This is a genomic window from Bauldia sp. (assembly GCF_020442045.1).
Taxonomy (GTDB): domain Bacteria; phylum Pseudomonadota; class Alphaproteobacteria; order Rhizobiales; family Kaistiaceae; genus Bauldia.
The window spans coordinates 16,049-41,327 of the sequence record NZ_JAGRLA010000145.1; the positions used below are offsets into that span (position 1 = coordinate 16,049).

23 protein-coding genes, 1 tRNA gene and 1 pseudogene are annotated in these 25,279 nt (G+C 64.4%); 12 read left to right on the plus strand and 13 right to left on the minus strand.

Annotation, left to right across the window (positions count from 1 at the left end):
• Window positions 1–118: 118 nt before the first annotated feature.
• Together ldtR and KDJ86_RS16100 are read right to left on the minus strand one after the other, a co-directional pair.
• Window positions 119–631 (minus strand): transcriptional regulator LdtR, encoded by a 513-nt coding sequence (ldtR, locus tag KDJ86_RS16095; protein ID WP_291748073.1) that lies wholly within the window; start codon window positions 629–631, stop codon window positions 119–121.
• 185 nt (window positions 632–816) lie between these two features.
• Window positions 817–1,236: a DUF6163 family protein gene (locus KDJ86_RS16100; RefSeq protein WP_291748076.1), complete on the minus strand. Its 420-nt coding sequence runs from the start codon at window positions 1,234–1,236 to the stop codon at window positions 817–819.
• Between the two features lie 151 nt (window positions 1,237–1,387).
• Between KDJ86_RS16100 and hemB the strand changes: the two genes are divergently transcribed.
• From hemB to KDJ86_RS16120, 4 genes are all read left to right on the plus strand, one after another.
• Window positions 1,388–2,428 (plus strand): porphobilinogen synthase, encoded by a 1,041-nt coding sequence (hemB, locus tag KDJ86_RS16105; protein WP_521085305.1) that lies wholly within the window; start codon window positions 1,388–1,390, stop codon window positions 2,426–2,428.
• A 125-nt stretch (window positions 2,429–2,553) separates the two neighbouring features.
• Window positions 2,554–3,048, plus strand: a complete 495-nt coding sequence (locus tag KDJ86_RS16110; RefSeq protein ID WP_291748079.1) for an RDD family protein — start codon at window positions 2,554–2,556, stop codon at window positions 3,046–3,048.
• A gap of 85 nt (window positions 3,049–3,133) precedes the next feature.
• The gene (locus KDJ86_RS16115) at window positions 3,134–4,969 is read left to right on the plus strand and encodes an SLC13 family permease (protein ID WP_291748082.1); all 1,836 of its coding nucleotides are present in this window, start codon (window positions 3,134–3,136) and stop codon (window positions 4,967–4,969) included.
• Between the two features lie 24 nt (window positions 4,970–4,993).
• Window positions 4,994–5,740, plus strand: coding sequence for an arginyltransferase (locus KDJ86_RS16120; RefSeq protein WP_291748084.1), 747 nt, complete (start codon window positions 4,994–4,996; stop codon window positions 5,738–5,740).
• An 87-nt stretch (window positions 5,741–5,827) separates the two neighbouring features.
• Here the strand turns inward: KDJ86_RS16120 and KDJ86_RS16125 are convergent, their stop codons facing one another.
• The 5 genes from KDJ86_RS16125 to KDJ86_RS16145 all read right to left on the minus strand — a co-directional run bounded on the left by KDJ86_RS16125 (window position 5,828) and on the right by KDJ86_RS16145 (window position 11,221).
• Window positions 5,828–6,913, minus strand: a complete 1,086-nt coding sequence (locus tag KDJ86_RS16125; protein ID WP_291748087.1) for a glycosyltransferase — start codon at window positions 6,911–6,913, stop codon at window positions 5,828–5,830.
• Window positions 6,910–7,629, minus strand: a complete 720-nt coding sequence (locus KDJ86_RS16130) for a hypothetical protein (RefSeq protein ID WP_291748091.1) — start codon at window positions 7,627–7,629, stop codon at window positions 6,910–6,912. The genes KDJ86_RS16125 and KDJ86_RS16130 overlap by 4 nt, the downstream gene beginning before the upstream one ends.
• Window positions 7,626–8,393 (minus strand): sulfotransferase family 2 domain-containing protein, encoded by a 768-nt coding sequence (locus tag KDJ86_RS16135; protein ID WP_291748093.1) that lies wholly within the window; start codon window positions 8,391–8,393, stop codon window positions 7,626–7,628. Before KDJ86_RS16135 ends, KDJ86_RS16130 begins: the two co-directional genes overlap by 4 nt.
• 272 nt (window positions 8,394–8,665) lie before the next feature.
• The gene (gene parC, locus KDJ86_RS16140) at window positions 8,666–10,927 is read right to left on the minus strand and encodes a DNA topoisomerase IV subunit A (RefSeq protein WP_291748096.1); all 2,262 of its coding nucleotides are present in this window, start codon (window positions 10,925–10,927) and stop codon (window positions 8,666–8,668) included.
• 36 nt (window positions 10,928–10,963) lie between these two features.
• Window positions 10,964–11,221, minus strand: coding sequence for a hypothetical protein (locus tag KDJ86_RS16145; protein WP_291748098.1), 258 nt, complete (start codon window positions 11,219–11,221; stop codon window positions 10,964–10,966).
• A 159-nt stretch (window positions 11,222–11,380) separates the two neighbouring features.
• Here KDJ86_RS16145 and KDJ86_RS16150 point away from each other — a divergent pair.
• From KDJ86_RS16150 to sseA, 7 genes are all read left to right on the plus strand, one after another.
• Window positions 11,381–11,456: transfer RNA gene (locus tag KDJ86_RS16150), tRNA-Asn, on the plus strand.
• A 266-nt stretch (window positions 11,457–11,722) separates the two neighbouring features.
• A complete protein-coding gene (locus tag KDJ86_RS16155; RefSeq protein WP_291748100.1) occupies window positions 11,723–12,055 on the plus strand; it encodes a hypothetical protein in 333 nt (110 codons plus the stop codon).
• Between the two features lie 181 nt (window positions 12,056–12,236).
• Window positions 12,237–13,259, plus strand: a complete 1,023-nt coding sequence (locus KDJ86_RS16160; RefSeq protein ID WP_291748101.1) for an acyltransferase family protein — start codon at window positions 12,237–12,239, stop codon at window positions 13,257–13,259.
• Window positions 13,260–13,321: 62 nt separating this feature from the next.
• Window positions 13,322–14,752 carry a cryptochrome/photolyase family protein gene (locus tag KDJ86_RS16165; protein WP_291748104.1) on the plus strand — a complete coding sequence of 477 codons (1,431 nt, stop codon included), beginning with the start codon at window positions 13,322–13,324 and terminating at the stop codon, window positions 14,750–14,752.
• A gap of 150 nt (window positions 14,753–14,902) precedes the next feature.
• A complete protein-coding gene (locus KDJ86_RS16170) occupies window positions 14,903–15,943 on the plus strand; it encodes a cysteine synthase A (protein ID WP_291748107.1) in 1,041 nt (346 codons plus the stop codon).
• Between the two features lie 72 nt (window positions 15,944–16,015).
• Complete coding sequence (locus KDJ86_RS16175; RefSeq protein WP_291748110.1) at window positions 16,016–16,738, plus strand: alanyl-tRNA editing protein; 723 nt, start codon at window positions 16,016–16,018, stop codon at window positions 16,736–16,738.
• Window positions 16,735–17,595 carry a 3-mercaptopyruvate sulfurtransferase gene (gene sseA / locus KDJ86_RS16180; RefSeq protein ID WP_291748112.1) on the plus strand — a complete coding sequence of 287 codons (861 nt, stop codon included), beginning with the start codon at window positions 16,735–16,737 and terminating at the stop codon, window positions 17,593–17,595. Before KDJ86_RS16175 ends, sseA begins: the two co-directional genes overlap by 4 nt.
• A gap of 85 nt (window positions 17,596–17,680) precedes the next feature.
• Here the strand turns inward: sseA and KDJ86_RS16185 are convergent, their stop codons facing one another.
• From KDJ86_RS16185 to KDJ86_RS16200, 5 genes and pseudogenes are all read right to left on the minus strand, one after another.
• Window positions 17,681–18,460, minus strand: a complete 780-nt coding sequence (locus KDJ86_RS16185) for an amino acid ABC transporter ATP-binding protein (RefSeq protein WP_291748115.1) — start codon at window positions 18,458–18,460, stop codon at window positions 17,681–17,683.
• A gap of 14 nt (window positions 18,461–18,474) precedes the next feature.
• Window positions 18,475–19,956 carry an amino acid ABC transporter permease gene (locus KDJ86_RS16190; RefSeq protein WP_521085307.1) on the minus strand — a complete coding sequence of 494 codons (1,482 nt, stop codon included), beginning with the start codon at window positions 19,954–19,956 and terminating at the stop codon, window positions 18,475–18,477.
• A 207-nt stretch (window positions 19,957–20,163) separates the two neighbouring features.
• Window positions 20,164–20,586, minus strand: a pseudogene (locus KDJ86_RS20645) (toll/interleukin-1 receptor domain-containing protein); the annotation flags it as partial.
• A gap of 4 nt (window positions 20,587–20,590) precedes the next feature.
• Window positions 20,591–21,793, minus strand: a complete 1,203-nt coding sequence (locus KDJ86_RS16195) for an amino acid ABC transporter permease (protein ID WP_291748120.1) — start codon at window positions 21,791–21,793, stop codon at window positions 20,591–20,593.
• Window positions 21,794–21,868: 75 nt separating this feature from the next.
• Window positions 21,869–22,885: an amino acid ABC transporter substrate-binding protein gene (locus tag KDJ86_RS16200; protein WP_291748205.1), complete on the minus strand. Its 1,017-nt coding sequence runs from the start codon at window positions 22,883–22,885 to the stop codon at window positions 21,869–21,871.
• 220 nt (window positions 22,886–23,105) lie between these two features.
• On the opposite strand from KDJ86_RS16200, the gene metC reads away from it, so the two are divergent.
• Window positions 23,106–24,299: a cystathionine beta-lyase gene (gene metC, locus KDJ86_RS16205; RefSeq protein ID WP_291748122.1), complete on the plus strand. Its 1,194-nt coding sequence runs from the start codon at window positions 23,106–23,108 to the stop codon at window positions 24,297–24,299.
• Here metC and KDJ86_RS16210 read toward each other — a convergent pair.
• Window positions 24,296–25,174: a phosphatase PAP2 family protein gene (locus KDJ86_RS16210; protein ID WP_291748125.1), complete on the minus strand. Its 879-nt coding sequence runs from the start codon at window positions 25,172–25,174 to the stop codon at window positions 24,296–24,298. The genes metC and KDJ86_RS16210 overlap by 4 nt on opposite strands.
• Between the last annotated feature and the right edge of the window lie 105 nt (window positions 25,175–25,279).

Sequence of the window (25,279 nt, forward strand, 5' to 3'; positions counted from 1 at the left end):
TCCCGGGTCGATGGCTGACGGCGTGGAGAACCACACTGTTGCAGCGAGGCAACAGGAAGGGTCATGGAGACGAGCACATCCCCCACGGCTGGCTCGTCCCCGGACAGCGGTCGGCTGATCAGAGCCGATAGAGGATCTGGTCGGTCCAGAAGCGCTCCAGCCGCTGCAGCGAGCGGTTGAGCTCCTGGAAATCCTCGATCGCGATACCGCCGACCTGATGGATCGAGCGGATATGACGCTCGTAGAGCGCATTGACGATATTCGCCACCTCGTGGCCCTTGTCGGTCAGGCTGACGCGCACCGACCGGCGGTCCATCCGCGAGCGCTGGTGATGGATATAGCCCATCTCGACCAGCTTCTTCAGATTGTAGGAGACGTTCGAGCCGAGGTAGTAACCGCGGGTCCGCAACTCGCCGGCGGTGAGCTCCGATTCCCCGATGTTGAAGAGCAGCAGCGCCTGGACGGCGTTGACGTCCGACCGGCCCGACCGTTCGAACTCGTCCTTGATGACGTCGAGCAGCCGCCGGTGCAGGCGCTCCACGAGCGTGAGAGCTTCAAGATACAGAGGCTTGATATCCACGCCTTCCTTGTCGGTGGAAATCGCCTCTGCAGCCCCTTTTGAATTTGCCATTTCTCTTCGCCTCGCTGTTTTCCCGGCAGGTATGCTCCCACCTGAGTCAGCGGGCAGATTATGCCCCGGCACTGAAAATCCGCTTAAACTTCAAGATTAATCGGGCCTTACCCCGGCATCGCGGGTTTGCCTCAAATTGTCCGGATTTCTCCTAGCGTTTTCAATGATTTGACAGGCCAGCCGGATCACCGGCCCTCGGCACGTCTCTCAATCATGTATAACGCGAGGTATACGACCAGCGTCACCGTATGGAAGGCGACGATCGGGATCTCGCTGCCATAGGTGCCGACGAAGACCGTATGCATCGCGATCTGGGCAAGGGCGGCATAGATCCACACGACGTTGCCCCAGGCGACGCGCTGCCACAGCCCGACAGCCGCGACGAGATCGACGACCGCGAGATGCATCGTGGCGAGCTTCCACGGCGTGGACATCGTCTCGAACATGCCGCCCGGCCCGGCGGCGACTCCGACGATGATCGCCCATTGATAGAGCCCGAGCAGCATCATCACGCCGGCCAGGATCCGGCCGTAGATACTCATGATGACGGGAAGCCGCTCGGCGAGCGAAGGCGGTGGACTCTGATCTTTTTCGGTGGCGGACATTTCCGGACGGCTTCAAATCCGCTATTGGGCAGGGATTAGCTCATCGACGCCCTTACACCGTCAAAGCCGCTGTGACCAGCGTCGAAGCCCCCGCCCCTGCAGGCAGGCGACCCGAGCCGCCAGGACGTATCGAAATCGATCGAAGCAAGTCATGACCCATCCTCGCCCCCTCGCCCCTTCCAGGCCGATCGCCGCGCCCGACATGGCCGAAATCCTCGCCGGCCGGCGTATGCGCCGCAATCGACGGACGGAATGGTCGCGCCGGATGGTGCGCGAAAACGCCCTTTCCATCGACGATCTGATCTGGCCGCTCTTCCTCGTAGAGGGGAAAGGCGTCACGCAGCCGGTCGAATCGATGCCGGGCGTCGAGCGCTATTCGGTCGACAAGGCGGTCGCCGCGGCCGAACGCGCTGCAACGCTCGGGATTCCGGCCATCGCGCTGTTTCCCTACACCGACCCGGCGCTTCGCGACGAAACCGGCTCCGAGGCCCTCAATCCGGAAAACCTCGTCTGCACGGCCTGCCGCGCGATCAAGGCGCGGGTGCCCGAGATCGGGCTGATCACCGACGTCGCGCTCGATCCCTATACGAGCCACGGCCATGACGGTCTGATGATGGGCGACGAGATCGTCAACGACGAGACGATCGCCGTCCTGACCTCGCAGTCGCTGATCCAGGCGGAAGCCGGAGCCGACATCATCGCGCCGTCCGACATGATGGACGGCCGGGTCGGAGCGATCCGCCGCGCGCTCGACGCCGCCGGCCACGCCAACACCCAGATCATGGCCTATTCGGCCAAATACGCCTCCGCCTTCTATGGTCCGTTCCGCGACGCGATCGGCACCTCGGCGACGCTGAAAGGCGACAAGCGCACCTACCAGATGGACCCCGGCAACACCGACGAGGCGCTTCGCGAGGCCGAACTCGACCTCGCCGAGGGCGCCGACATGGTGATGGTCAAGCCCGGCCTGCCCTATCTCGACATCATCTGGCGGATTCGAGACACCTTCCAGGTGCCGACTTTCGCCTATCAGGTGTCGGGCGAATACGCGATGATACAAGCCGCCGCCGGCAACGGCTGGATCGACGGCGACCGCGCGATGCTGGAAAGCCTGCTCGCCTTCAAGAGAGCCGGCGCGAACGGCATCCTGACCTATTTCGCGCCGCGCGTGGCCGAGCAGCTGGGCGGATAGCCGCGCCGGTCGATCCCGACATCCGAGGGCGACGAAACGCGCGCTGTCGCGTCTTGCTTCTCGACGCCGAAGCGACGATGCTTGCCGCGGCTGCGCCGGGAACCGGCCGGCCCGGGGGAAACCGAATGAGCGACGAAACGCCGATGCGGGCGGCACCGGGGTTATACGATCCGGACGACCAGCCGGAGCTTTACGATGCCATCCTCTCAAAGCGCATCGTCGCTTTTGTGGTCGACGCCATCATCGTCGTCCTGCTGATGGTTCCGGCGGCCCTTGTGGTTTTCATCGTCGGTGTGGTGACCTTCGGAATCGGATGGGTTCTGTACGGAGCGCTCTTCGCCATCGTCGCGCTGGGCTATGTCGGGCTGACGCTCGGCGGCCCGCAATCGGCGACGATCGGCATGCGTTGGACCGCGATCGAGATGCGGACGTGGAATGGCGGCCGCTGTTTTCCGCTTCTCGCCGTGATGCACGCGCTGATCTTCTGGTTCTCGGTCGGTCTTCTGACGCCCCTGATCCTCCTCGTCGGGCTCTTTACCCGGCGTCGGCAGTTGCTGCACGACCTGCTGCTCGGCACGCTGGTTCTCAACTCCGGGCCGCTTCGCGCACGCGAAAGATGAGAATCGTGCTCGCGGAAAGGTGGCCGACGGACGTCCTGGCGGGCGCATCGGGCCTTTCGGACCCGGACTGAGCCGGTAGCGGATCATGGCGGCACAGACCATCCTGATGTGGCTGACCTTCGCGATGATCATCGCGATGGTGGTGGCCTATGCGCTCGAGCGCTGGTCGATCGAACTCGTTTCCATAGCCTCCGTCGTCGCCTGGCTGGTTCTGTTCTGGGCGGGACCGATGCTGCTCGGCGTCGACAGCCCGCTCGGCCCGGACGACCTCCTTGCCGGCTTCTCCAACCAGGCCCTGATCACCGTGCTCGCCATGCTCGTGGTGGGCCAGGGCCTGTTCCAGACCGATGCGCTCGAACGACCGGCGGCGCTGCTCGCCCGCGCCGGCGGCGGCACCGGCCAGGGCGCGGTCATCCTCATCCTCTTCGTTGCCATGGTGACGAGCGCGGTGGTCAACGATACGCCCGTGGTGGTGATGTTCCTGCCGATCGTCACGGCGATCGCAGCGACCCGGGGAATCGCCACGTCGAAGGTGCTGATGCCCCTCAGCTTCGCGGCGCTGCTCGGCGGCAAGACGACCCTTATCGGCACCTCGACCAACCTGCTCGCCGCCGGCGTCGCGGAAAAGATAGACGGCCTGGCGATCGGCTTCTTCGAGTTCACAATCCCGGCCGCGATCATGGCGGTGTTCGGCTTCGCCTATGTGGCGCTGGTCCTGCCGCGCTTCCTGCCGGCGCGCGCCGGCATGGCCGACCAGATGACCGGCGGCAGCGGCAAGCAGTTCATCGCCCAGATCGACGTCACCTACGGCCATCCGCTGGCGGGTATCGCGTCGGTCTCCGGCATGTTCCCGGCGCTCAAGGACATGACCGTCCGGCTGGTCCAGCGCGGCGAGCATCCCTTCCTGCCGCCGTTCGAGAACCTGACATTGAGACCGGGCGACACGGTGATCGTCGCCGCGACCCGGAGCGCGATCACCCGCGCGATATCGGAAGGCGCGGCGGCCGCCGCCCACGAATCGGGCGACGCGGCGAACGAAGCCGCGCCGACCATGCCGACCAAGGACGTGACCCTTGCCGAGGCGGTCGTCGCCCCGGGCTCGCGTCTGATCGGCCGGACGATCGAGCAGGCCGCCATCCATCTCGACACCGGCACCGTCGTGCTCGGCGTCGAGCGGCGCAGCCGGATGCCGAGGATGCCGCTCAGCGACATCCGGCTCGAGGCCGGCGACGTGCTTCTGGTCGGCGGGACGCGGGAGGCGATCGAGGGGCTGCGGCTCAATCGCGACCTCCTGCTTCTCGAATGGTCGGCAGCCGACCTGCCGACGCGCCGTTACGCCAAGCGGGCACTGGTCATCTTCTCGCTGATGGTGCTGTACGCGGCGAGCGGCATCGGCCCGATCGTCATCGGCGCGCTGGCCGGCGCCTTCGCCATGATCGCCGCCGGGTGCCTCAATATCCGCCAGGCGATCCGCTCCTTCGACCATCGCATCTACCTGATGGTCGGCGCTTCCCTCGCGGCCGCGGCGGCGCTGGAAGCGACGGGAGGCGCCGTGTTCATCGCCAATTCCGCCATCGAGGCGGTATCGGCATATCCCGTCAGCGTCACCCTCTCGGTGATGTTCCTGATCGTCGCGGTCCTGACGAATTTCCTCAGCAACAACGCCACGGCCGTGCTGTTCACGCCGATTGCCGTCCAGCTCGCCCTCAAGACCGGCAACGATCCGATGCCCTTCGTCGTCGCGGTGATCCTGGCGGCGAGCTGCGCCTTCGCGACTCCCATCGGATACCAGACCAACATGCTGATAATGGGACCCGGCCATTACCGGTTCCGCGACTATCTTATCGGGGGGTCGCCGTTGGTTCTTCTCATGTGGTTGGTCTATTCCGTCGTCGGCCCTTGGTATTATGGTTTGTGGTAGCGCAGCTTCGATCCACCTGACGGCATGACCCACCAGCCGACCGACACACCGCAATTCTACCTGACCGCTCCGGCGCCCTGCCCCTATCTGCGCGACCGTCTGGAGCGCAAGGTCTTCACCCACCTCGTCGGAGAACGGGCGGTTGCGCTGAACGACATCCTGACGCAAGGCGGCTTCCGCCGGAGCCAGAACATCGCCTACCGGCCGGCCTGCGAAGGCTGTCGCGCCTGCATCTCGGTCCGCACGGTCGTCGACGCCTTCGTCCCGACCAGGAGCATGAACCGCGTCACCCGCCGCAATCGCGACATCGTCGGCACGAGCACCGCGGCGAGCCCCTCCTCCGACCAGTATTCGCTGTTCCGCCGCTATCTCGATTCCCGCCACGCGGAGGGTGGCATGGCGGACATGTCGGTCCTCGACTATGCGATGATGGTCGGCGAATCCTATGTGACGACCGAGATGATCGAATACCGCTTTCGCGGTCCCGACACCGCCTTCACGGGACGCGGCGAAGGCCCGCTGGTCGCCGCCGCCCTGACCGACGTCCTCGCCGACGGACTGTCGATGGTCTATTCCTTCTACGATCCGGACCACACCGACCGCGGGCTCGGGACCTACATGATCCTCGACCACATCAACCGCGCCCGGAAGATGGGCCTGCCCTACGTCTATCTCGGCTACTGGGTCGAGGATTCGCCCAAGATGGGCTACAAGCGCCGCTTCAAGCCGCAGGAGCACCTGATGGCCCGCGGCTGGGTCCGGGTCGACTAGGACCAATCGACATCCAGGAATCTCGCCGCTTCGCGGACGGACGGGAATCGGCGCGCTTGCGGGGCCGAGCGTGTTTCGCCGTCGCCGTCAAACCCGGTCGATCAGGTCAGCGACAATCTTCGCGGCTTTGGCCGCGCCGTCCCCGGCGGAACTATCAGTAGCGGCGAAATCCGCCGCACGCCGTCGCATTTTTGCGAATTCGGTAGCGTTCAGTTTGGCGCGCCAGTCAGGCTTGTCGAGATTCAGCGCAGCGCCGTACTGTTCAAGAAGATCGCCAAGCACCGCATGATTGCGATGCGTCGGCCAGACGAATACAGGCTTGCCGACCATCAAGGCCTGATAGGTGGCACCGGTGCCGCCTTGCGTGATGACGGCGTTCGTCCGGCCCAGGATCGTCTCGATCGGCATCCAGTCGAAAGCGTAGTCAACGGACGGGTCGGACCGGAACCGGTCCGCATTGACGCCGGCATAGACAGTCGCGTTCGATCCCGTCACGTCATAGACGGCGGACAGTATGCCGGGCGGAATGTCGCTCGTGCCGGTCGATCCCATCGACAACAACAGCACGGATTCGAGATGGGCTAGCTCCCCTGGAAGCGGCGACATTTCCGGCAATGTGATCGGGCCGCAGACCACATGGTTCGGCGCCAGGTCGCCGAATTGTTCGACCAATGCTGGCGGGTCGGCAAGCAGCACCCGATCCGCCTCGTAGAATGCGAACGCGCTTTCTGCCGCCGAGAGGCCTCTGGCGGCCCTGATGTCATTTATCGCGTCGCGTCCGCTCGCAAACAACTCGGTCTGGAAAGTCTCCGCCCGGCCGTATCCTGTCAGAAACACATTGGTGACGTTGACGCGCGGGCAATCGGGAAACCGGACCGCCGAGAGCCATTGAACCGGGCATATGTCGGTAACGATCGCGTCGAACTTGCGTTCCTCAAACAGACCGTCGAGCCTTTCGGCCATCGCGACATTGCGCGGCCGGCCCCGGCTCAAATCGACCTGCAGGTCCTGTACCGTAAGCTTGCCTCTGTGGAGACGCTCCAGATGAACGCTTTTCTTCGGCGTGAAGATCGTGATGTCGAAATCGCCCAGGCGCTCCAAATTCCATGCGATCTGGAATACCCTGGCGAGATGTCCCAAGACGGGGCCCGAGAAAAACGCGACCTGTTTCACTCGGCGTCGCTATCGGAGCGATTCAGGCGTAGCGAGCGCCATTCGGGGCAATCGCAGGGGTCGAGGCCCAGCGACTCCAGAAAGGCGGGGATAACGCTTCCCATGCGGGCAACCTCCTCTTCGTATCGCAAATAAGAGCCTCGCGGGCCAAAAAAGGAACGTATTTCTTCGTGCTGAACGAGCCAGGACTCCGGCGAAAAATCGAAGATGCTTCCGGCGGTCCCCTCGTTCGGATTGTGTGACAGCCCGGCTCTGTTCAATTGCGCCGCCCAACTCCGAAGCCAAGCCGTGCTTTCACGGAGGAACCCGATCGGATGCTCGCTTATTCCATCGAACATTCGGTCGAGGTCTTCGCGTTCCTGCCCGGTTCGCAGGAAGGAGAATGCCTCCGCGGACAGGATGATGTCGTCGTGCACTTCGGCCCGGAGTGACTTGTTCACCGACCGAATCGCCAAACCCAGTTGCTCGCCGGACAAAGGCGGGCAAACGCCGGCGATCCGTATCGGTGTGTACAGCGAAGGGCGAACAACGAGATGTGAAATTCGAAAACAATTCGCGCCGAACTTTTTTTGCGCATCAGGATCGTCCAGCGGATCGAAATCGCGGACGACGGCAAACCCCGCTGACGCGAAGAAATCCTGATTCGTCGCCAGATAGGCCTGGATCGACGTGGAACCCGTCTTGTGCGTTCCAAAATGCAGGTGCAAGCGCTTCATTTATAGTATTCGAACAACAGCTTGCCTGGGTCGATGCGAGACTTGTAGAGCTCAATATCCTGGCGGTAAATCTCAGAAACGGCGGCTATCATTTCATCCGAATAGACCGCCTTCTCGGAAGGGATCCTGCCCTCTTTTTTCATACGAAGAATCTCGAAGGCAGTCATGTTGGCGTAACCAGCGCCATCATCGATTTTTTCAAGTTCACTAATGGAATGTGCGGTCAGCGGCCGGGCGTCGTGCACCACAAAGCCGATTCGCTCTTTCAAGTCGCGCACGCAGGCACCGAAGTCCTCCACTGAGTAATAGACGTCGTACTCCTTAAATAACTGGAACGCCGACTGCGGTCTCCAATGAACATTCGCATTGAGGATGCCCGGCTTCCGCAGCATCGAGACAAAATCCACGAAACTCAATTCATGGGGATGAACCAGGTATTGACTGATCCTATGTAACTCCCAAGACTGGATATCCATATCCACCAGTTTATCCATATAAGCACTGTATATTCGCCTATATGGGCAGCGCAAGATGATGAAAGAAAAAGACGCCAGCATGGCTTCGCGGTTGTTGGCGACGAACGCGTCGTTGTTCTGATGGATCCAGTTAATCTGAGACGGGCCCTCGATAAAACCGTTGTCGATCGCCAGCGAATATCGCATGGTCGAACAGGCATTTTTCGGTATGAAACTATAGATTGCGTTTGCCTGATAGATTGTCAGCGCGTGTCGCCGGGCCAGATTGTGCGGATGGTTCGCGTTCAAGTTGACATAACTGGACCCGGAAAAATTGAATTTCCGTCTCAATTACAATGTCTCCGTCCCTTTCCTAGCGGGCACACTTCGAAAGCCCGTCTTCGTGTAACTGGTCAGCTCCATCCAGTTTTATCAGGTCATGATCGTGGGCGGAAGCCTCCGCACCAGCCGTGGTCAACCGGGGAATCCGGGAATCCACCCGCTCATCGGGGACGCTCAAGCCCCGCAATTGCTCTCGGCGATTTCCGGACCAGCGCTGCCGTCCGCAGCGCCAACGCACGTCAAGCGAGCGTCGGCGTCCCGAACTTGTTCGATCGCGGGAAACCCTGCGGCGGCAGGCGGCCGGCCTGGGCGCGTTCGCCGGCCCAGTCCTTCAGCTCCTTCATCGACCGGTTGAAGCTCCGCCCGGACGAATCCATCCAGGTCAGGCCGTCGGCCGCCACGAAGACCCGCGCGTCGGACACGCCACCGTCCTTGTATTTCTGGAGGCGCACGCCCTTGCCGCGGTTCATCTCCGGCACCTGCTGGAGCGGGAAGAGCAGCATCTTCCGGTTCTCGCCGAGGATCGCGACGGTGTCGCCCATGACGCCGACGCAGAGCCGCATCTCCTCGCCGCCGGAGACGGACATCACCTGCTTGCCCTTGCGGGTATTGGCGAAGATCTCCGATTCGGGAACGACGAAGCCCCGCCCGTCCGTCGATACGACAAGCAGCTTGCGCTCCGGATCATGGACGAAGACGGCGACGATATCGTCCGCGGCATCCATGTCGATCAGCACGCGGATCGGTTCGCCGTGGCCGCGACCGCCCGGGAGCCTGTCGCCCTGCAGCGTGAAGAACCGCCCGCCGGTGGTGGCGATGATGACGCGGTCGGTGGTCTCGGCCGGAAAGGCGAAATTCAACTTGTCGTCGCTCTTGAAGGCAAGCCCGCCGGTATCGGCGACATGGCCCTTGAGCGCCCGTATCCAGCCCTTCTGCGAGACGACGACGGTGATCGGCTCGCGCTCCACCGTCGCTTCGAGCATCGCCTCCTCGATCTCCGCCGCCGGGGCATCGGCGAAGCTCGTCCGGCGCCTGCCGAGCGGCGTGTCGGGCCCGAAGGTCTTGCGGACCGCGCGAATCTGGTCCGCCACGGCGGACCATTGCTGTTCCTCGGACTTCAGCAGCGCCTGCAGCGACTTGCCTTCCCCGGTCAGGTCGCCATGCTCGCCCCGGATCTCCATCTCCTCGAGCTTGCGAAGGCTGCGGAGCCGCATGTTGAGGATCGCCTCCGCCTGGACGTCGGAGAGCTTGAAGGTCTCCATCAGCACCGGCTTCGGCTCGTCCTCGTTGCGGATGATCCGGATCACCTCGTCGAGATTCAGGTAGGCGATCAGGTAGCCGTCGAGCACTTCCAGCCGATGCTCGATCTGGGCCAGGCGGTATTTCGATCGGCGGATCAGCACATCGCGACGATGGGCCAGCCATTCGTTGAGGACCTCGCCCAGCCCCATCACCCGAGGCACCACCCCGCGCGACAGCACGTTGAGGTTCAGCGGGATGCGGCTTTCGAGGTCGGTCAGCTTGAACAGCGACTCCATCATCACCGCCGGCTCGACCGTGCGGCTCCGCGGCTCGATGACGAGGCGGATATCCTCGGCGGATTCGTCTCGGATATCGGCGACCAGCGGAAGCCGCTTGGCCTCCATCAATTCGGCGATCTTCTCGATCAGGCGGGCCTTCTGGACCTGATACGGGATCTCGGTCACCACCACCACGTAGGTGCCGCGCCCCTGGTCTTCCGTGTTCCAGCGAGCGCGGACGCGGAAGCCGCCGCGTCCGGTGGCATAAGCCTCGACGATGCTGGCGCGGTCCTCGACGATGACACCGCCCGTCGGCAGGTCCGGTCCCGGCACATGGTTGTTGACCAGCGTCTCGACCCGCGCGTTCGGCGTCTTGATCAGATGCAGCGCCGCGTCGCAGAGCTCGGCCGCGTTATGCGGCGGGATGTTCGTCGCCATGCCGACGGCGATCCCCGAGGCGCCGTTGGCGAGCAGGTTCGGAAAGGCACCCGGCAGGACCACCGGCTCGGAATCCGAATCGTCATAGGTCGGCCGGAAGTCGACGGCGTCCTCGTCGATGCCGTCGAGCAGCAGCCGCGCCACCTCGGTCATCCGTGCCTCGGTGTAGCGCATGGCGGCCGCGCTATCGCCGTCGATATTGCCGAAGTTGCCCTGTCCCTCGATCAGCGGATAGCGGACAGCGAAATCCTGGGCGAGACGGACCAGGGCGTCATAGATCGCCTGGTCGCCATGCGGATGGAAGTTACCCATCACGTCGCCGACGATCTTCGCCGACTTCTTGAACGCGGCCCGCGGGTCGAGCCGGAGCAGCCGCATGCCGTGGAGGATTCGGCGGTGGACCGGTTTCAGGCCGTCGCGAACATCGGGCAGCGCCCGATGCATGATCGTCGAGAGCGCATAGGCGAGATAGCGCTCCTCGAGCGCTTCCCGCAGATTGATCGGCTCGATCGAGCCCGGCGGTGGAATCAGGTCTTTTCCCATGATTCGGGAGTATCGGCGGATCACCGCCGGCGCAAGCTATGTCGATTCAGACTTGGCGCCGCGCTTGGTGCCCGTCCACCACCGCTTGACCGCGACGCTGGTGCGGCGGTTCATCCTCCGAACCGCCGGAATATCGGTCGCCAGAACGATAAAGCCGAGCGGCAGCATCCAGAAGCCGAGGACCGGAAGAAAGCCAAGCAGGCCGCCGAGGATCAGCAATCCCCCGATGGTCAGCCTGTGGACCCGGCTCTCCGGCAGATTGAAGGTGCGATTGGCCAGCCGAATTTTCGACACGCCCGCAATATCTCCTGTCCTGGACGCCCTCATTCGGGACGCGTGATTACAAATGGAGGGAAACCGCACGTGCGACAAGTCCGGAACAGCGCAATTCGCCCTTTGCAACGCCGCCAACCCTTTGCTATACGGCTTGCCACTCGGCAGGACGAATGCCGATCCCCGGTAGCTCAGTTGGTAGAGCAAGCGGCTGTTAACCGCTGGGTCGCTGGTTCGAGTCCGGCCCGGGGAGCCAGTTTTCTCCAAGGCAAAAGTCCGTCCGAGGACCGCATGCAGGCCAGTCAATGGTATTGACTTGGCCTGCGGCGTGGCGAATGAAGGGCTCGCATGGCGGATCCGGGCAGCCGGGTGCGTTGCGCGGTGATACCTTTGATGCAGCTTGATACTTGTTGGTAGGTCAAGGGGTTACGGGGCGACGGCGGTCCGTCGCCGATCTGCTCGCAATCCGGGCGATTCGGCGGGGACCGGATATCCACTCAACCGACCAAAAGGAGGTCGCAGGTGACAAACAACGACAACACGTCCGGAAGTGGCGGCGGCGGCCGCTCGATCATCTACATCATTGTCGCGGTCATCGTTCTGGCGATCATCTACTATGCCGCGACCACCTACATGAAGGACGAACCGGCCCCGCCAGCCGAGCCTGCAACGCCTGCGGAGCCGGCTGAACCGGCACCGGCGGAACCGGCTGAGCCGGCGCCAGCCGAACCGGCAGAGCCCGCGGCACCGGCGGAGCCTGCCGAACCCGCGCCGGCCGAGCCGGCTGAACCGGCGCCCGCGGAGCCCACTACGCCGGCACCTGCCGAGCCGGCCGAACCGGCCCCGGCGCAGTAACATCGCGACGCCTTCGGGCCGAAAGGCCCGGACGCTCGTTTGCCGAACAGGACCGACGCTCCCTCGGGGCGTCGGTCCTTTGTCGACGGCTTAACCCTAACCCCGGAAATCCGACGCGAATTAGCTCCGTTTTCGCCGGCGCGTTCTATCTTGAGCCCGACCATTCTCAAGAGCCGGGATCATGCAGGCTGACGGACATCGCGTTGCGTGGGTCGACTACGCCAAGGGATTCTGCATCATCATGGTGGTGATGATGCATTCGACGCTGGGTGTCGAGAAAGCGGCCGGCGGCGAAGGCTGGATGCATTACCTGGTCGAATTCGCGCGGCCGTTCCGGATGCCCGATTTCTTCATGATCGCCGGGCTGTTCCTTGCCCGCGTGATCGATCGCGACTGGCGCACCTACCTCGACAAAAAGGTAGTCCATTTCGCCTATTTCTACGTTCTCTGGCTGACCATCCAGTTTGCCTTCAAGGCACCCGGCATCGCCGCCGATGTGGGCATCGCGGGCACGCTGGAAGCCTATGCGATCGCCTTCATCCAGCCCTTCGGCACGATCTGGTTCATTTACCTCCTGCCGATCTTCTTCGTCGTCGCCAAGGCGAGCCGCGGCCTCCCCTGGTGGCTGATATGGATCGCCGGAGCCCTGCTCGAGGCAGCGCCGATCCATACCGGTTCGGTGCTGATCGACGAATTCGCCTCCCGCTTCGTCTATTTCTACACCGGCTACATCTTCGCGCCGCACATCTTCCGGGTCGCCGACGCGGTCATCGCCCATGGCTGGCTGGCCGGCGCCTATCTCGTCGCCTGGGCGCTGGTCAACGGCGCCGCGGTCTTCGCCGGCATCGCCGATCTGCCCGGCATCAGTCTCGGCCTCGGCCTCATCGGCGCCGTCGCGGTGGTCAGTGTCTCCGCGCTCCTGTCCAAGTCGAACCTGATGGAACCCGTTCGCTACTGCGGGCGCAATTCGATCGTCATCTACCTCGCCTTCTTCCTGCCGATGGCAGCGACGCGTACCGCGCTCCTGAAGCTCGGCATCGTCGACGACATCGGAACGATGTCGCTGATCGTCACGGCCGCCGGGGTGATCGGGCCGCTGGTCCTTTACTGGATCGTGCGCGGCACGTGGTTCCGCTTCCTGTTCGAAAGGCCCGACTGGGCGCACCTGCGCCCGGCGCAGCGGACCCTCGTCCCCGCCGAATAGCCCGGCGAGTCCCCTGGAAATAGCCGGTTGCCGGGCGGCTTCCGGCAGGCGACCATGGTGTCATGGTTTCCGATAGCCCCGCCCTGTTCTGGTTCCGGGACGACCTGCGGCTGGCCGACAATCCCGGCCTTGCCGCTGCCTGCGAGGCGGGCAGACATCTCATTCTGCTCCACGTCCTCGACGACAGCGGCGACGGCACGAGGCCGCTCGGCGGCGCCAGCCGCTGGTGGCTTCACCATTCGCTGAAAAGCCTTTCCGCCGATCTCGCCGAAGCCGGTCAGACGCTGATCCTCCGACAGGGCCAGGCGCGCGACGTCGTTCCGGAGATCGTCCGCCAGACGGGGGCGCGCCGCGCTTTCTGGAGCCGGCGCTACGGCCATGCCCGCGCCCTCGACGCCGGGATCGAGACGGCGCTCGCAAAGCATGGTTGCGAGACGACGGCCTTCGCCGCCAATCATCTCTTCGAGCCCGGGACCATACGCAACGCGGACGACAAGCCATTCAAGGTCTTCTCCGCCTTCTGGCGCGCCGCGCGCCGGAGGGAGCGCGATATCCGCCCGGCGATCGAGCGTCCGCGGACGATCCCTCCGCCATTCCCCGGCATATCCGGCGCATCGATCGAGCACCTCGGCCTCCTCCCGACCGCGCCTGACTGGGCCGGCGGCCTCCGCGAAGCATGGCAGCCGGGAGAGGACGGTGCGAAGGCCAGGCTCATGGCCTTCGTCGATGGGCGCCTCGCCGATTACGCGGACCGTCGTGACTTTCCGGCGGAGCCCGTCACGTCGATGCTGTCGCCGCATCTCCGTTTCGGAGAGATCGGCCCGGCGCAGATATGGCGGACGCTGGCCGGCAACGACACCGCCGACAAGTTCAGATCGGAGCTCGGCTGGCGGGAATTCGCCTGGCACGTCCTCGACGAGGCGCCGGACCTCGCGACCGGAAACCTTGTCGCGGATTTCGACCGCTTCCCGTGGGCGGCGCCGGACAAAGCCCTGCTCCATGCCTGGCGGAAGGGCCTGACCGGCTATCCGATCGTCGATGCCGGCATGCGCCAGCTCTGGCAGACCGGCTGGATGCACAATCGGGTGCGCATGGTGGTCGCCTCGTTCCTCACCAGGCACCTGCTGACCGATTGGCGGCGGGGCGAAGAATGGTTCTGGGATACGCTCGTCGATGCCGATCCCGCCAACAACCCCTTCGGCTGGCAATGGGTCGCCGGTTCGGGCTTCGATGCCCAGCCCTATTTCCGCATCTTCAACCCCGTCCTCCAGGGCAAGAAGTTCGATCCGGACGGCGCCTATGTCCGGCACTATGTCCCGGAGCTCGCGAAGATGCCGGATCGCTTCCTCCACGAGCCCTGGGCGGCATCGCCGATCGAGCTCCAGGCCGCTGGCATGACACTCGGCGATGACTATCCGGAACCGATTGTCGATCACGGCCAGGCGCGCGCCCGTGCGCTCGCCGCCCATCAGGCAATGCGCCAGGGGAATTGACCGCTCCGGGCAAACCGATTTTGCGGAAACCGGCAGCTCTGGGCAAACTTTCTATGGAATGCGCCACCCGCCAAGGAGCCGCACTTGAAGCTCAGGGTGCCAGCCATTAGCTTCCGCGCCACGCTGCCGCCATCCGCAAGAACCCCGGTCATGAACGCAAATCCCTCCGTCGTCGAAGCCATCGGCAATACGCCGCTCATCCGCCTGCGTCGCGCGTCAGAGGAAACCGGCTGCGATATCTACGGCAAGGCGGAGTTCATGAATCCGGGCCAGTCGGTGAAGGACCGCGCCGCCCGCCACATCATCCTCGAGGCGGAAAAGCGCGGCGACCTCAAGCCGGGCGGGCTGATCGTCGAGGGGACCGCCGGCAATACCGGCATCGGACTGGCGCTCGTTGGCAAGGCGCGCGGCTATCGCGTCGTCATCGTCATCCCCGAGACGCAGAGCCAGGAAAAGAAGGACATGCTGCGGCTCGCTGGCGCGACGTTGATCGAGGTTCCGGCGAAACCGTTCCGCGACCCGGACAACTACCAGAAGGTCGCGCGGCGTCTCGCGGATTCCCTCCGCGAGACGGAACCCAACGGCGTTCTCTTCGCCGATCAGTGGAACAACCTCGACAACCGCAACGCCCATTTCCTGACGACGGGCCCCGAAATCTGGGAGGCGACCGGCGGTGCCATCGACGGCTTCATCTGCTCGGTCGGCACAGGCGGCACGCTCGCCGGCACCTCGACCTACCTGAAGAGCAGGAAGCCCGGGATCACGATCGGATGCGCCGACCCGCAAGGCGCCGCCATGTACAGCCTTTTCTCGACCGGCGAGGCCAAGGCGAGCCCGGGCAACTCCATCACCGAGGGCATCGGCCTCGGCCGATCGACCCCGATCGTCGGCGACATCACGGTCGAGAAGCCCTACATCGTCCCCGATACCGAGGCCCTGCCGGTGATCTTCGACCTCGTCCAGCATGAGGGCCTGGTGCTCGGCGGCTCGTCCGGGATCAATGTCGCCGGTGCCGTTCGCCTGGCGAAGGACCTCGGGCCCGGCCATACGATCGTCACCATCCTCTGCGACCTCGGCACACGCTACCAGTCGAAACTCTTCAATCCGGATTTCCTTCGCGCCAGGGATCTTCCCGTCCCGGCCTGGCTCGAAGACCGGCCCGATATCGCGGTTCCCTTCGAGGCCGCCTGACCGCGTCGCCGTTCCACCTACCCAAGCGGGGTTCCGGAGGGCTAAGATCGCGCCCGAGAAGGGAGCCTCGTCGTGTCGACCACACTTCTATTCCGTGAAGATGCCTACCTGCCCGAGACCGATGCCACGGTGCTCGACGTGACGGACCGACGCGGGATCATCCTCGACCGCACCGTCTTCTTCGCGACCGGCGGGGGCCAGCCCGGCGATACCGGTATCCTCAAGCGCGCCGGCGGACCCGGGATCGCGATAGCGGCGACCGTCTACGGCGACGACAAGAGCGAGGTCGTTCACGTTCCGGGCGAGGCCGAGCCGCTCCCCGAACCGGGCGAGGCGCTGACGGCGTCCCTCGACTGGGCGCGCCGTCACCGCCACATGCGCATCCATACCGCCCTTCACCTCCTGTCCGTCGTCCTCCCCTACCCGGTGACCGGCGGCCAGATCGGCGCCGAGGAAGGCCGCCTCGACTTCGACATCGACGGCGACGTCCCGCCGAAGGAAGAGATCGAGGAGAAGCTGAACGCGCTTGTCGCCGCCGGCTATCCGGTCAGCGACGAATGGATCACCGATGAGGAACTGCTCGCCAATCCCGACATGGTGAAGACCATGAAGGTCAAGCCGCCGATCGGCACCGGCAAGGTCCGCCTCGTCCGCATCGGTGGCATCGACCTCCAACCCTGCGGCGGCACTCACGTAAGGTCGACGGCCGAGATCGGCCCGCTCGCCGTCGGCAAGATCCAGAGCAAGGGGCGCCAGAACCGCCGCGTCCGCATCCACTTCGCCGATCCGTCATGAGCGACCGTTCCCGCTGGTTCGTTCCCACCGAATGGCTGGCCGGGAGGCTGGACGATCCGGATATCGTCGTGATCGACGGGAGCTGGCATCTCCCCGGACAGGGTCGTGACGCGCGTGCCGAATACGACAAGGCGCATATCCCCGGTGCGATCTTCTTCGACATCGACGCCGTCGCCGATACCGGGAATCCCCTGCCCCATATGCTGCCGACGCCGGAGGCTTTCGCCGCCGCGGCGGGCGCGCTCGGCATCGACGAGCGCCAGCGGATCGTCGTCTATGACTCGGTCGGCCTGTCGTCGGCGCCGCGCGTATGGTGGACCTTCAGGACAATGGGCGCCACCGACGTCGTCCTGCTCGACGGCGGCCTGCCGGAATGGCTGGCCGAGGGGCGTCCGGTGACCGGCGCGCCGGCCAGCCGCAAACCGCGCGTCTTCAGGCCGCGGTTCGACGCCACGGCGGTCTTCGACCTCGTCGGCGTGCGTGACGGGGTTGCGGATGGCGCCATCCAGCTCGTCGATGCCCGGCCTCGGCCGCGTTTCCTCGGCGAGGCACCGGAACCCCGGTCATGGGTGAAAGCGGGACGGATCCCCGGCAGCCTCAGCGTCCCCTCCTCCGACGTGATCGCCGACGGAACAATGGCTACGCCGGAGGCAATCGCCGCCGCCTTCGCCAAGGGAGGCGTCGACCTGTCGAGGCCGGTCGTCACGAGCTGCGGCTCGGGGGTCAATGCCGCGATCCTCACCCTGGCGCTCGAGATGATCGGCGTCGAAAAAAGCGGGCTCTACGACGGTTCCTGGACCGAATGGGGTGGCCGCGACGACACGCCGGTCGCGGTCGGAGACGACAATGGCGACTGACGCGCGGCCGCGGGACCGGGAGGTCAGGTGACGCTGTCGATCGCGTCCCCGGTCATCGCGAGCGCCGGCCGCGTCGGCGCTCCGCCTAATGCAGGATCTGGCTGAGAAACAGCTTGGTCCGCTCGTGCTGCGGATTGTTGAAGAATTCTTCCGGATCATTCTGTTCGACGATCTGGCCGGCGTCCATGAAGATGACGCGATTGGCGACCTGGCGGGCAAAGCCCATCTCGTGCGTGACCACGATCATGGTCATGCCCTCGTTGGCGAGGTCGACCATCACGTCGAGCACCTCCTTGATCATCTCCGGATCGAGCGCCGAGGTCGGCTCGTCGAACAGCATGATCCGCGGGTTCATGCACAGTGCCCTGGCGATGGCGACGCGCTGCTGCTGTCCGCCGGAGAGCTGCCCCGGATACTTGTTGGCCTGCTCCGGAATCTTGACCCGCTCGAGGTAGCGCATGGCGACATCCTCGGCCTCGCGCTTCGGCATGCGCCGGACCCAGATCGGCGCCAGCGTGCAGTTCTGGAGAATGGTGAGATGCGGAAAGAGATTGAAATGCTGGAACACCATGCCGACCTCCCGCCGAATCTCGTCGATCCGTTTCAGGTCGCTGGTCAGCTCGATATTCTCGACCACGATGCTGCCGGTCTGGTGCTCTTCGAGACGGTTGATGCAGCGGATCATCGTCGACTTGCCGGAGCCCGAGGGCCCGCAGATGACGATCCGCTCGCCGCGCCCGACCTGCAGGTTGATATTCTTCAGGACATGGAAGTCGCCATACCACTTGTTCATGTCGGCGATGTTGATCGCGACCTCGGCATTGGCGTCCTGCGAAGCGGCGTCGGCGGCGACTTGCTGCTGCATTCCCGTGCTCCTGACTAATTCCTGTAGCCGGTATCGAGGCGGCGTTCAGTGTAGATCGAGTAGCGCGACATCCCGAAGCAGAATATCCAGAATATCACGGCAGCGAAGACATACCCCGTCGCCGGCGTGGCCGGCGACGCCCAATTGGAATCGGTGAAGTTGGCCTGGACGATGCCAAGCAGGTCGAAGATGCCGATGATCAGGACCAGGCTCGTGTCCTTGAACAGGCTGATGAAGCTGTTGACGATCCCCGGGATGACGATCTTGAGCGCCTGAGGCAGGATGATCAGCCGCATCGACTGCCAGTATTTGAGGCCGACCGCGCGGGCCGCTTCGTATTGTCCGGCCGGAATCGCCTGCAATCCGCCGCGCACGACCTCCGCCATATAGGCGGCCTCGAACAACGCCACGCCGATCAGCGCGCGGAGCAGCTTGTCGAAGTTCACGCCAGGCGGCAGGAACAGGGGCAACATGACGCTCGCCATGAACAGCACGGTGATCAAGGGAACGCCGCGCACGAACTCGATGAAGGCGATCGAGGCGAAACGGATCACGGGGAGCTGCGACCGCCGTCCGAGCGCGAGCGCGATCCCGAGCGGCATCGACGCGCCCATTCCGCTCAACGCCACCACAAGGGTCACCAGGAGGCCGCCCCAGAGCGGGGTTTCGACGTGGGTAAGGCCGAAGTCGATCGCGAATATGCCGAGCAGGACGGTGACCGTGCCGATCCCCAGCCACAGGCCGAGAATGGCCCGGCCCCCTGGCAGGTCCGAGCGGCCGGCAATCGCCATCAATCCGGCGATGAAGCCGACGCCGCCGCAGATGATGAAGACGAGCGTCGAAAGCGACACCGCGACACTTCCGACGTTCAGCGCCGGGTTCCCGAGGAAGAGCGTTCCGACCCACACTGCGATGGCAAGGACGACGGCCGCGAGGGCGATGGTTCCCCGACCGAGGGAACGCGCCGCATTGCTCACCACCGCCGCGACCAGCGCGGTCAGCAGGCAGCCCAGGACGATGAACGCAATCACGGTCCAGATCGAGATATCGAAATTTCCCCCGGTCAGGAGCACCAGCGCGATGATCGGGAAGATGGCGAAGAGATAGATCGCGCTCTCCCGTTTGTAGGGGATCCGCGGCACCGCCATCAGGACGATACCGATGATCAGCAGGATGGCGGTGAGGTCGACCCGCCAGCGCTCCCCTAAGGGATAGCGGCCATAGATGAACTGGCCGAACTTCGCCTCGACGAATGCCCAGCAGGCCCCGGCACCCGGAACGACGCAGTCCTCGCGGCCGTCGCCCACCCAGACCGCGTCGATGAAGGCCCAGCGGATGATCGGCGGCAGAATGAGTGCGATCAGCACGATGCCGACGATGGTCAGGATCGTGTTGCCGACCGAGGAGAAGAGGTTCTGTCGGGCCCAGCCGACCGCACCGACGCTGCTCCGCGGCGGCGGCAGGACGGGTTCTTCCTCGCGCCGCACATACATCATCGTGCCGGCGAAGCCGGGCTCGACCTCCGCCGCCTCTCCGGGCGTGTGGCCGTCGTCCCGGTCACCCCTGTGCGAGAAATATTCTGCCTCTTCGGCGGGATCGAAGCCGGGATCGGCCGGCACGTCGGACCCGGTCTCCACGACGGCATCCGCCGCGCCCGGCGCCGATGCCCCGGCCAGCGCATCGATGGCGCCGACAAGGCGCTCCATGTCGTTTTCGAAGCCATCGCCGCCGTCGATCGCGACGGGATTCAGGCGGGCGAGCGCGGCAACCGGTTCCGGAAGCGCGGTCGCGTCGGGCATGGATGCGCTATCGACCAGAACCGGAATGATGGAAACGCCGGTCTTCAACGCGGCTTCGACCTCCAGCCGCGTCGGATCGGCGGGGTTCCGAAGGCGGCTTCCGCCATCAGCGCGAGCCCCGAGCCAGTCGTTTCCAATGATCACCAGCAGCAGGTCGACCTTCCCCAACTCCTCTTCGAGATGGGCGCGGAAATCGACACCGAATGGAATGCTCTCGACGTCCATGAAGACGGAGTGGTCGCCGTACCGCGCGACCAGCCGATCGAATATCCGGCCCGCAATAGCCGCCGAATCCTGCCTCCGGTACGAAATGGCGATCCGCGTCATGGCGTCATCGCTCCACCAGGGCGACGCGGTTGTTAAACCAGTTCATGAACAGCGACGTCGCTATGCTGATCGTCAGGTAGACCAGCATGGTCAGCAGGATTGCCTCGACCGCCTGGCCGGTCTGGTTGAGGACCGTTCCGGCAAAGACCGACACGAGGTCGGGATAGCCGACTGCGACCGCCAGGGACGAGTTCTTGATGAGGTTCAGATACTGGTTGGTCAGCGGCGGAATGATGACCCGCATGGCCTGCGGGATGATCACCAGCCTGAGTGTCGGACCCGACCGCAGGCCAAGCGCATGGGCGGCTTCGCTCTGGCCGCGCGCCACGGCGAGAATGCCGGCCCGGACGATCTCGGCGATGAAGGTCGCGGTATAGATGCTGAGCCCGAGCAACAGCGCCACGAATTCAGGCTGGATATGCAAACCACCGACGAAGTTGAACCCCTTGAGCTCGGGGTAGCTGAGCGTCAGGGGGGCGCCGGTGACGAGGAAAACCACGATCGGCAGCAGGATTATCAGCCCGAGCCCGGTCCAGAAGGCCGGAAACGGCCTGCCCGTCGCCAGTTGCCGCCGGCGGGCCCAGATGCCGACCCCGACCGCCAGGACGATCGCCACCAGCAGTGCCATGAGCGTGTCGGAGAATCCCGGTTCGGCAATCGGCCACGGCAGCAGCAGCCCGCGGTTGCTGAGGTTGGAACCGACCGGCAGCGCGATCGCCTGGCGCGGACCGGGCAGCACCGCCAGCACCGCCTTGTACCAGAAGAGGAGCTGGAGCAGCACCGGAACATTGCGGAACGTCTCGACATAGACGGCGGCAATCCCGGCGATCAGCCAGTTTCGGGACAGACGCGCGACACCCGCGAGAACACCGAGGATCGTCGCCAGGACGACCCCGAGCAGGCCGACCAGCAGCGTGTTGAGCAACCCGACGACGAAAGCGCGGGCATAGCTGTCGTCCGACGTGTAGGAGATCAGCGACTGCGAGATGGCGAAACCTGCCCGGCTCCAGAGGAAATCGAAGCCGGAAGCAATATTGGCGCGCTCGAGATTCTCCCTTGCGTTGTCGATCACCCACCAGAAGAAGACGACCAGCCCGACGGCAAGAAGCACCTGGACGACAACGCCGCGAACCTTCGGATCGTAGAGCAGTGAATTCCGAACCGGACCGCGCACGCCGCTTTCGGGCGCCATGTCTTGGATCGCCATCGACCGGTCCTGTATGGAGTGACGGACGGGATCCCGGCCGAGGCGTCCCGGCCGGGATCCGCAGATATGAGCCGCCTAGCGGATCGGAGGCGCGTACTGGATGCCGCCCTTTGTCCACAGGGCGTTCAGGCCACGGGCAATCTGAAGAGGCGAACCCGAACCGACGTTGCGCTCGAAGATCTCGCCGTAGTTGCCCACTTTCGAGATGATATTGACCACCCAGTCGTTGGACAGCCCGATGTCTTCACCGAACGTCCCGTCGACGCCGAGGATGCGGCGGATTTCCGGATTATCGCTCGACTTCATCTCCTCGACATTTGCCTGGTTGATCCCGAGCTCCTCGGCATCCAGCAAGGCAAAGCCAACCCACTTCATGATGTTGAACCACTCTTCGTCACCCTGGCGGACCACCGGTCCGAGCGGCTCCTTTGAGATGATCTCGGGCAGAATAATGCTGTCGTCCGGATTCTTGAGCGTTAACCGCACGGAATAGAGCTGGGAGGCGTCGCTTGTATACGCGTCGCAACGTCCGGAGTCATAGGCGGCGATGGCTTCATCCAGCTTTTCGAAAACAACCGGATTCAGCTCCATGTTGTTGCGGGAGAAATAGTCCGCGAGGTTGAGTTCGGTGGTCGTACCCTGCTGGACGCAGACGGCGGCGCCGGAGAGCTCGAGTGCCGAGGTGATACCGTCTTCGCTACGGATCAGGAATCCCTGGCCGTCATAGTAGGTGACGACCCCAAAGGCGAGGCCGAGGGCGGTATCGCGGGACATCGTCCAGGTCGTGTTGCGCGACAGAAGATCGATCTCGCCCGACTGCAATGCCGTGAACCGGTCCTTGGCGCTCAGAGGCGTAAACTTGACCGCATCGGCGTCGTTGAAGATGGCCGCCGCGACGGCGCGGCAGAAGTCAACATCGAATCCCTTCCAGTTGCCGGCATCATCCGGGGCGGAAAATCCGAGGAGGCCGGTATTAACACCGCACTGGATGAATCCCTTTGCCTTGACGTCTTCGAGCGACGTGGCGCCCGCGCTGCCGGCAAGCAGCGAGAACGCCACGCCGGCAACCGTCGGTATCAGAAGCGACTTCATTTTCGAAACTCCCTCACTTTGGTTCTGAACGGTCAAAATCCTCTCCCTTTTTCCGAGCATCCGAAGCGCCAGACGCCCCTGGATCGTGGCCCTGTCAGCTCCATTCCCGATTTGACCGGAGCATCACAGGCGATTATGCGACAACGGTCAAGAGTGACCGCCGCTGCCCCTTCCCAAGCAAACCTGCGGCCAGTTTTCCCTCCTCAGGTACCGCAAACCAATGAATTCCTCCGAAAAAGACACAAAGAAGCGCGCGATCGCCTCCCGACTGGTGCGGGCCGGACGCGATCCCGACCTGACCGGTCCCTTCGTCAATCCACCGGTGATCCACGCCTCGACCGTCCTTTTTCCCGATACCGACACGATGCTCGGCCGCCGGCAGCGCTACCATTACGGGCGCCGTGGAACACCGACCAGCGAAGCCCTCGAAACCGCCATCAGCGATATCGAAGGGGCGGCCGGCGCGGTGATCTGCCCCTCGGGCCTCAATGCCGTATCCACAGCGCTACTTAGCGCCCTCTCGGCCGGCGACGAGGTGCTGATCGTCGATTGTGTCTACGGACCGGTCCGCCACTTTGCCGATACGGTGTTGAGGCGCATGAATATCGACACCGTCTATTACGACCCTGCCGTCGGCGCCGATATCGGCGCCCTGTTCACCGAGCGCACCAGGGCTGTCTATCTCGAGGCGCCGGGCTCGCTCACCTTCGAGATGCAGGATGTGCCCGCGATAGCGGCAATTGCCCGCGAACGCGGCGCCGTCACGCTGTTCGACAACACCTGGGCGACGCCGCTCTATTTCCGGCCTCTGGAAGCCGGAATCGACCTGTCGATCCAGGCCGGCACGAAATATATCGGCGGCCATTCCGACGTGAATCTCGGCTTTGTCGCCGCCAACCAGCGGCACTGGCCGGCCCTCAAGGAAACCCACGGAACTCTTGGCCTCTGCGCCGGACCGGACGACATCTATCTCGGCCTCAGGGGATTGCGCACCCTGGCCGTCCGCATGGAGCATCAGATGCGGTCGGCGCTGACGGTCGCGACCTGGCTGGAGCAGCGCCCCGAGATCGCGCGGGTGCTCTACCCGCCGCTGCCGAGCGATCCCGGCCACGCGCTGTGGAAGCGCGACATGACCGGCGCCTGCGGGCTGTTCGGCATCGTTCTCGCCGGCTGGGAGCTGGCCGACGCCAAGGCTTTCGTCGACGGGCTGGAGCTGTTCGGCATCGGCGCGTCATGGGGAGGCTTCGAGAGCCTCGCCATCCTTGCCGACCCGCGCCGGTACCGCACCGCCGCTCCCTGGACCGGCGAGGGTCCGCTCATCCGGCTCCACATCGGCCTCGAGGATCCGGACGACCTGATCGCCGACCTTGATGCCAGCTTCGCCGGGGTCGCCGAAGCCAAGCTGTCGCGCTAGCGGCGGCTGCCACCCGGCAGGGCGCGCCACAGCCCGGACAGCATTGCCCGCGGACCGGCTTCGTCGGCGATCCGCCGGATCGCGATGGTCTTCGGCATCAGGGTGCCGTCCGCGAGGCATTGGAAGGCCACGCCGCTGCGGCCGAGCGCATAGGCATAGATCACCGTGAACGATGCGCCGATGAAGACGCCGGCGCAGACGTCGCTCGGGAAATGCGCCCCCACGGCCACCCTGCTGACGGCAACGACACCGGCCATGAGACCGACAAGGCCGACGACAAGCGGTTGCCCCCTGAAGATATAGGCGCAGGCGGCAAAAGCCGCGGCCGCCGTCGTCGCATGGCCGGACGGAAAGCTCACATGCTCATAGGCAAAGGAGATCGGCTGGAAGCTGAGGATTCCGTCTTCCCTGAAGCGGATCGGACGCGAACGGCCCAAGGTCCACTTGATGATGTTGGTGACCATCCCGGCGCCCGCGAGGTTGAAGAAGAAGAAGCCGCAGATCTCGCCGACCTCTACCCACGCCGCCGCCATGCGGCGGCCGATACGGCTCCAGTCGGCGAGGAACAGCAGGATCAGCCCGAAGACACCCGTGGGGATCAGCATCCATCCCGATTTTCCGAAGTCGGTAACGAACCGGAACAGGTTCGCCACGAGCGGCGACAGCTTCCTTGCCCAGCGCGGGGCCTCGGAATCACCGGCGATTAGGGCAAGCGCTATCAGCATCGCGAGAAGTGCCGCGCCCGCCCACACGATGCGGATGCGCGGATAGGCCGACAGCGCCAGCCGCGGCACCCTCCGCCGCCGCAGGCGCATCTTCAATACCGCGAGATTACCGGTGAACCGGCGAGGTTCCACCGCCGTCACACCGTCCATCCCGATTGACTCGCTCGAATGGGTCACAACGGCGCCGGTGTACCTTCCTCTTCCTGACAGGTTCCCCACAAACAGGAACCGAATGGGGCCAGGGACCGACTATGA

Coding starts and splice junctions, on each gene's coding strand:
- sseA (WP_291748112.1), top strand. CDS start 16,735: ATGAGCGACCGTTCCCGCTGGTTCGTTCCCACCGAATGGCTGGCCGGG.
- KDJ86_RS16120 (WP_291748084.1), top strand. CDS start 4,994: ATGACCCACCAGCCGACCGACACACCGCAATTCTACCTGACCGCTCCG.
- parC (WP_291748096.1), bottom strand. CDS start 10,927: ATGGGAAAAGACCTGATTCCACCGCCGGGCTCGATCGAGCCGATCAAT.
- KDJ86_RS16190 (WP_521085307.1), bottom strand. CDS start 19,956: ATGATGTATGTGCGGCGCGAGGAAGAACCCGTCCTGCCGCCGCCGCGG.
- KDJ86_RS16115 (WP_291748082.1), top strand. CDS start 3,134: ATGGCGGCACAGACCATCCTGATGTGGCTGACCTTCGCGATGATCATC.
- KDJ86_RS16165 (WP_291748104.1), top strand. CDS start 13,322: ATGGTTTCCGATAGCCCCGCCCTGTTCTGGTTCCGGGACGACCTGCGG.
- KDJ86_RS16110 (WP_291748079.1), top strand. CDS start 2,554: ATGAGCGACGAAACGCCGATGCGGGCGGCACCGGGGTTATACGATCCG.
- KDJ86_RS16195 (WP_291748120.1), bottom strand. CDS start 21,793: ATGGCGATCCAAGACATGGCGCCCGAAAGCGGCGTGCGCGGTCCGGTT.
- KDJ86_RS16170 (WP_291748107.1), top strand. CDS start 14,903: ATGAACGCAAATCCCTCCGTCGTCGAAGCCATCGGCAATACGCCGCTC.
- KDJ86_RS16100 (WP_291748076.1), bottom strand. CDS start 1,236: ATGTCCGCCACCGAAAAAGATCAGAGTCCACCGCCTTCGCTCGCCGAG.
- metC (WP_291748122.1), top strand. CDS start 23,106: ATGAATTCCTCCGAAAAAGACACAAAGAAGCGCGCGATCGCCTCCCGA.
- KDJ86_RS16130 (WP_291748091.1), bottom strand. CDS start 7,629: ATGAAGCGCTTGCACCTGCATTTTGGAACGCACAAGACGGGTTCCACG.
- KDJ86_RS16200 (WP_291748205.1), bottom strand. CDS start 22,885: ATGAAGTCGCTTCTGATACCGACGGTTGCCGGCGTGGCGTTCTCGCTG.
- KDJ86_RS16185 (WP_291748115.1), bottom strand. CDS start 18,460: ATGCAGCAGCAAGTCGCCGCCGACGCCGCTTCGCAGGACGCCAATGCC.
- KDJ86_RS16160 (WP_291748101.1), top strand. CDS start 12,237: ATGCAGGCTGACGGACATCGCGTTGCGTGGGTCGACTACGCCAAGGGA.
- ldtR (WP_291748073.1), bottom strand. CDS start 631: ATGGCAAATTCAAAAGGGGCTGCAGAGGCGATTTCCACCGACAAGGAA.
- hemB (WP_521085305.1), top strand. CDS start 1,388: ATGACCCATCCTCGCCCCCTCGCCCCTTCCAGGCCGATCGCCGCGCCC.
- KDJ86_RS16210 (WP_291748125.1), bottom strand. CDS start 25,174: ATGGACGGTGTGACGGCGGTGGAACCTCGCCGGTTCACCGGTAATCTC.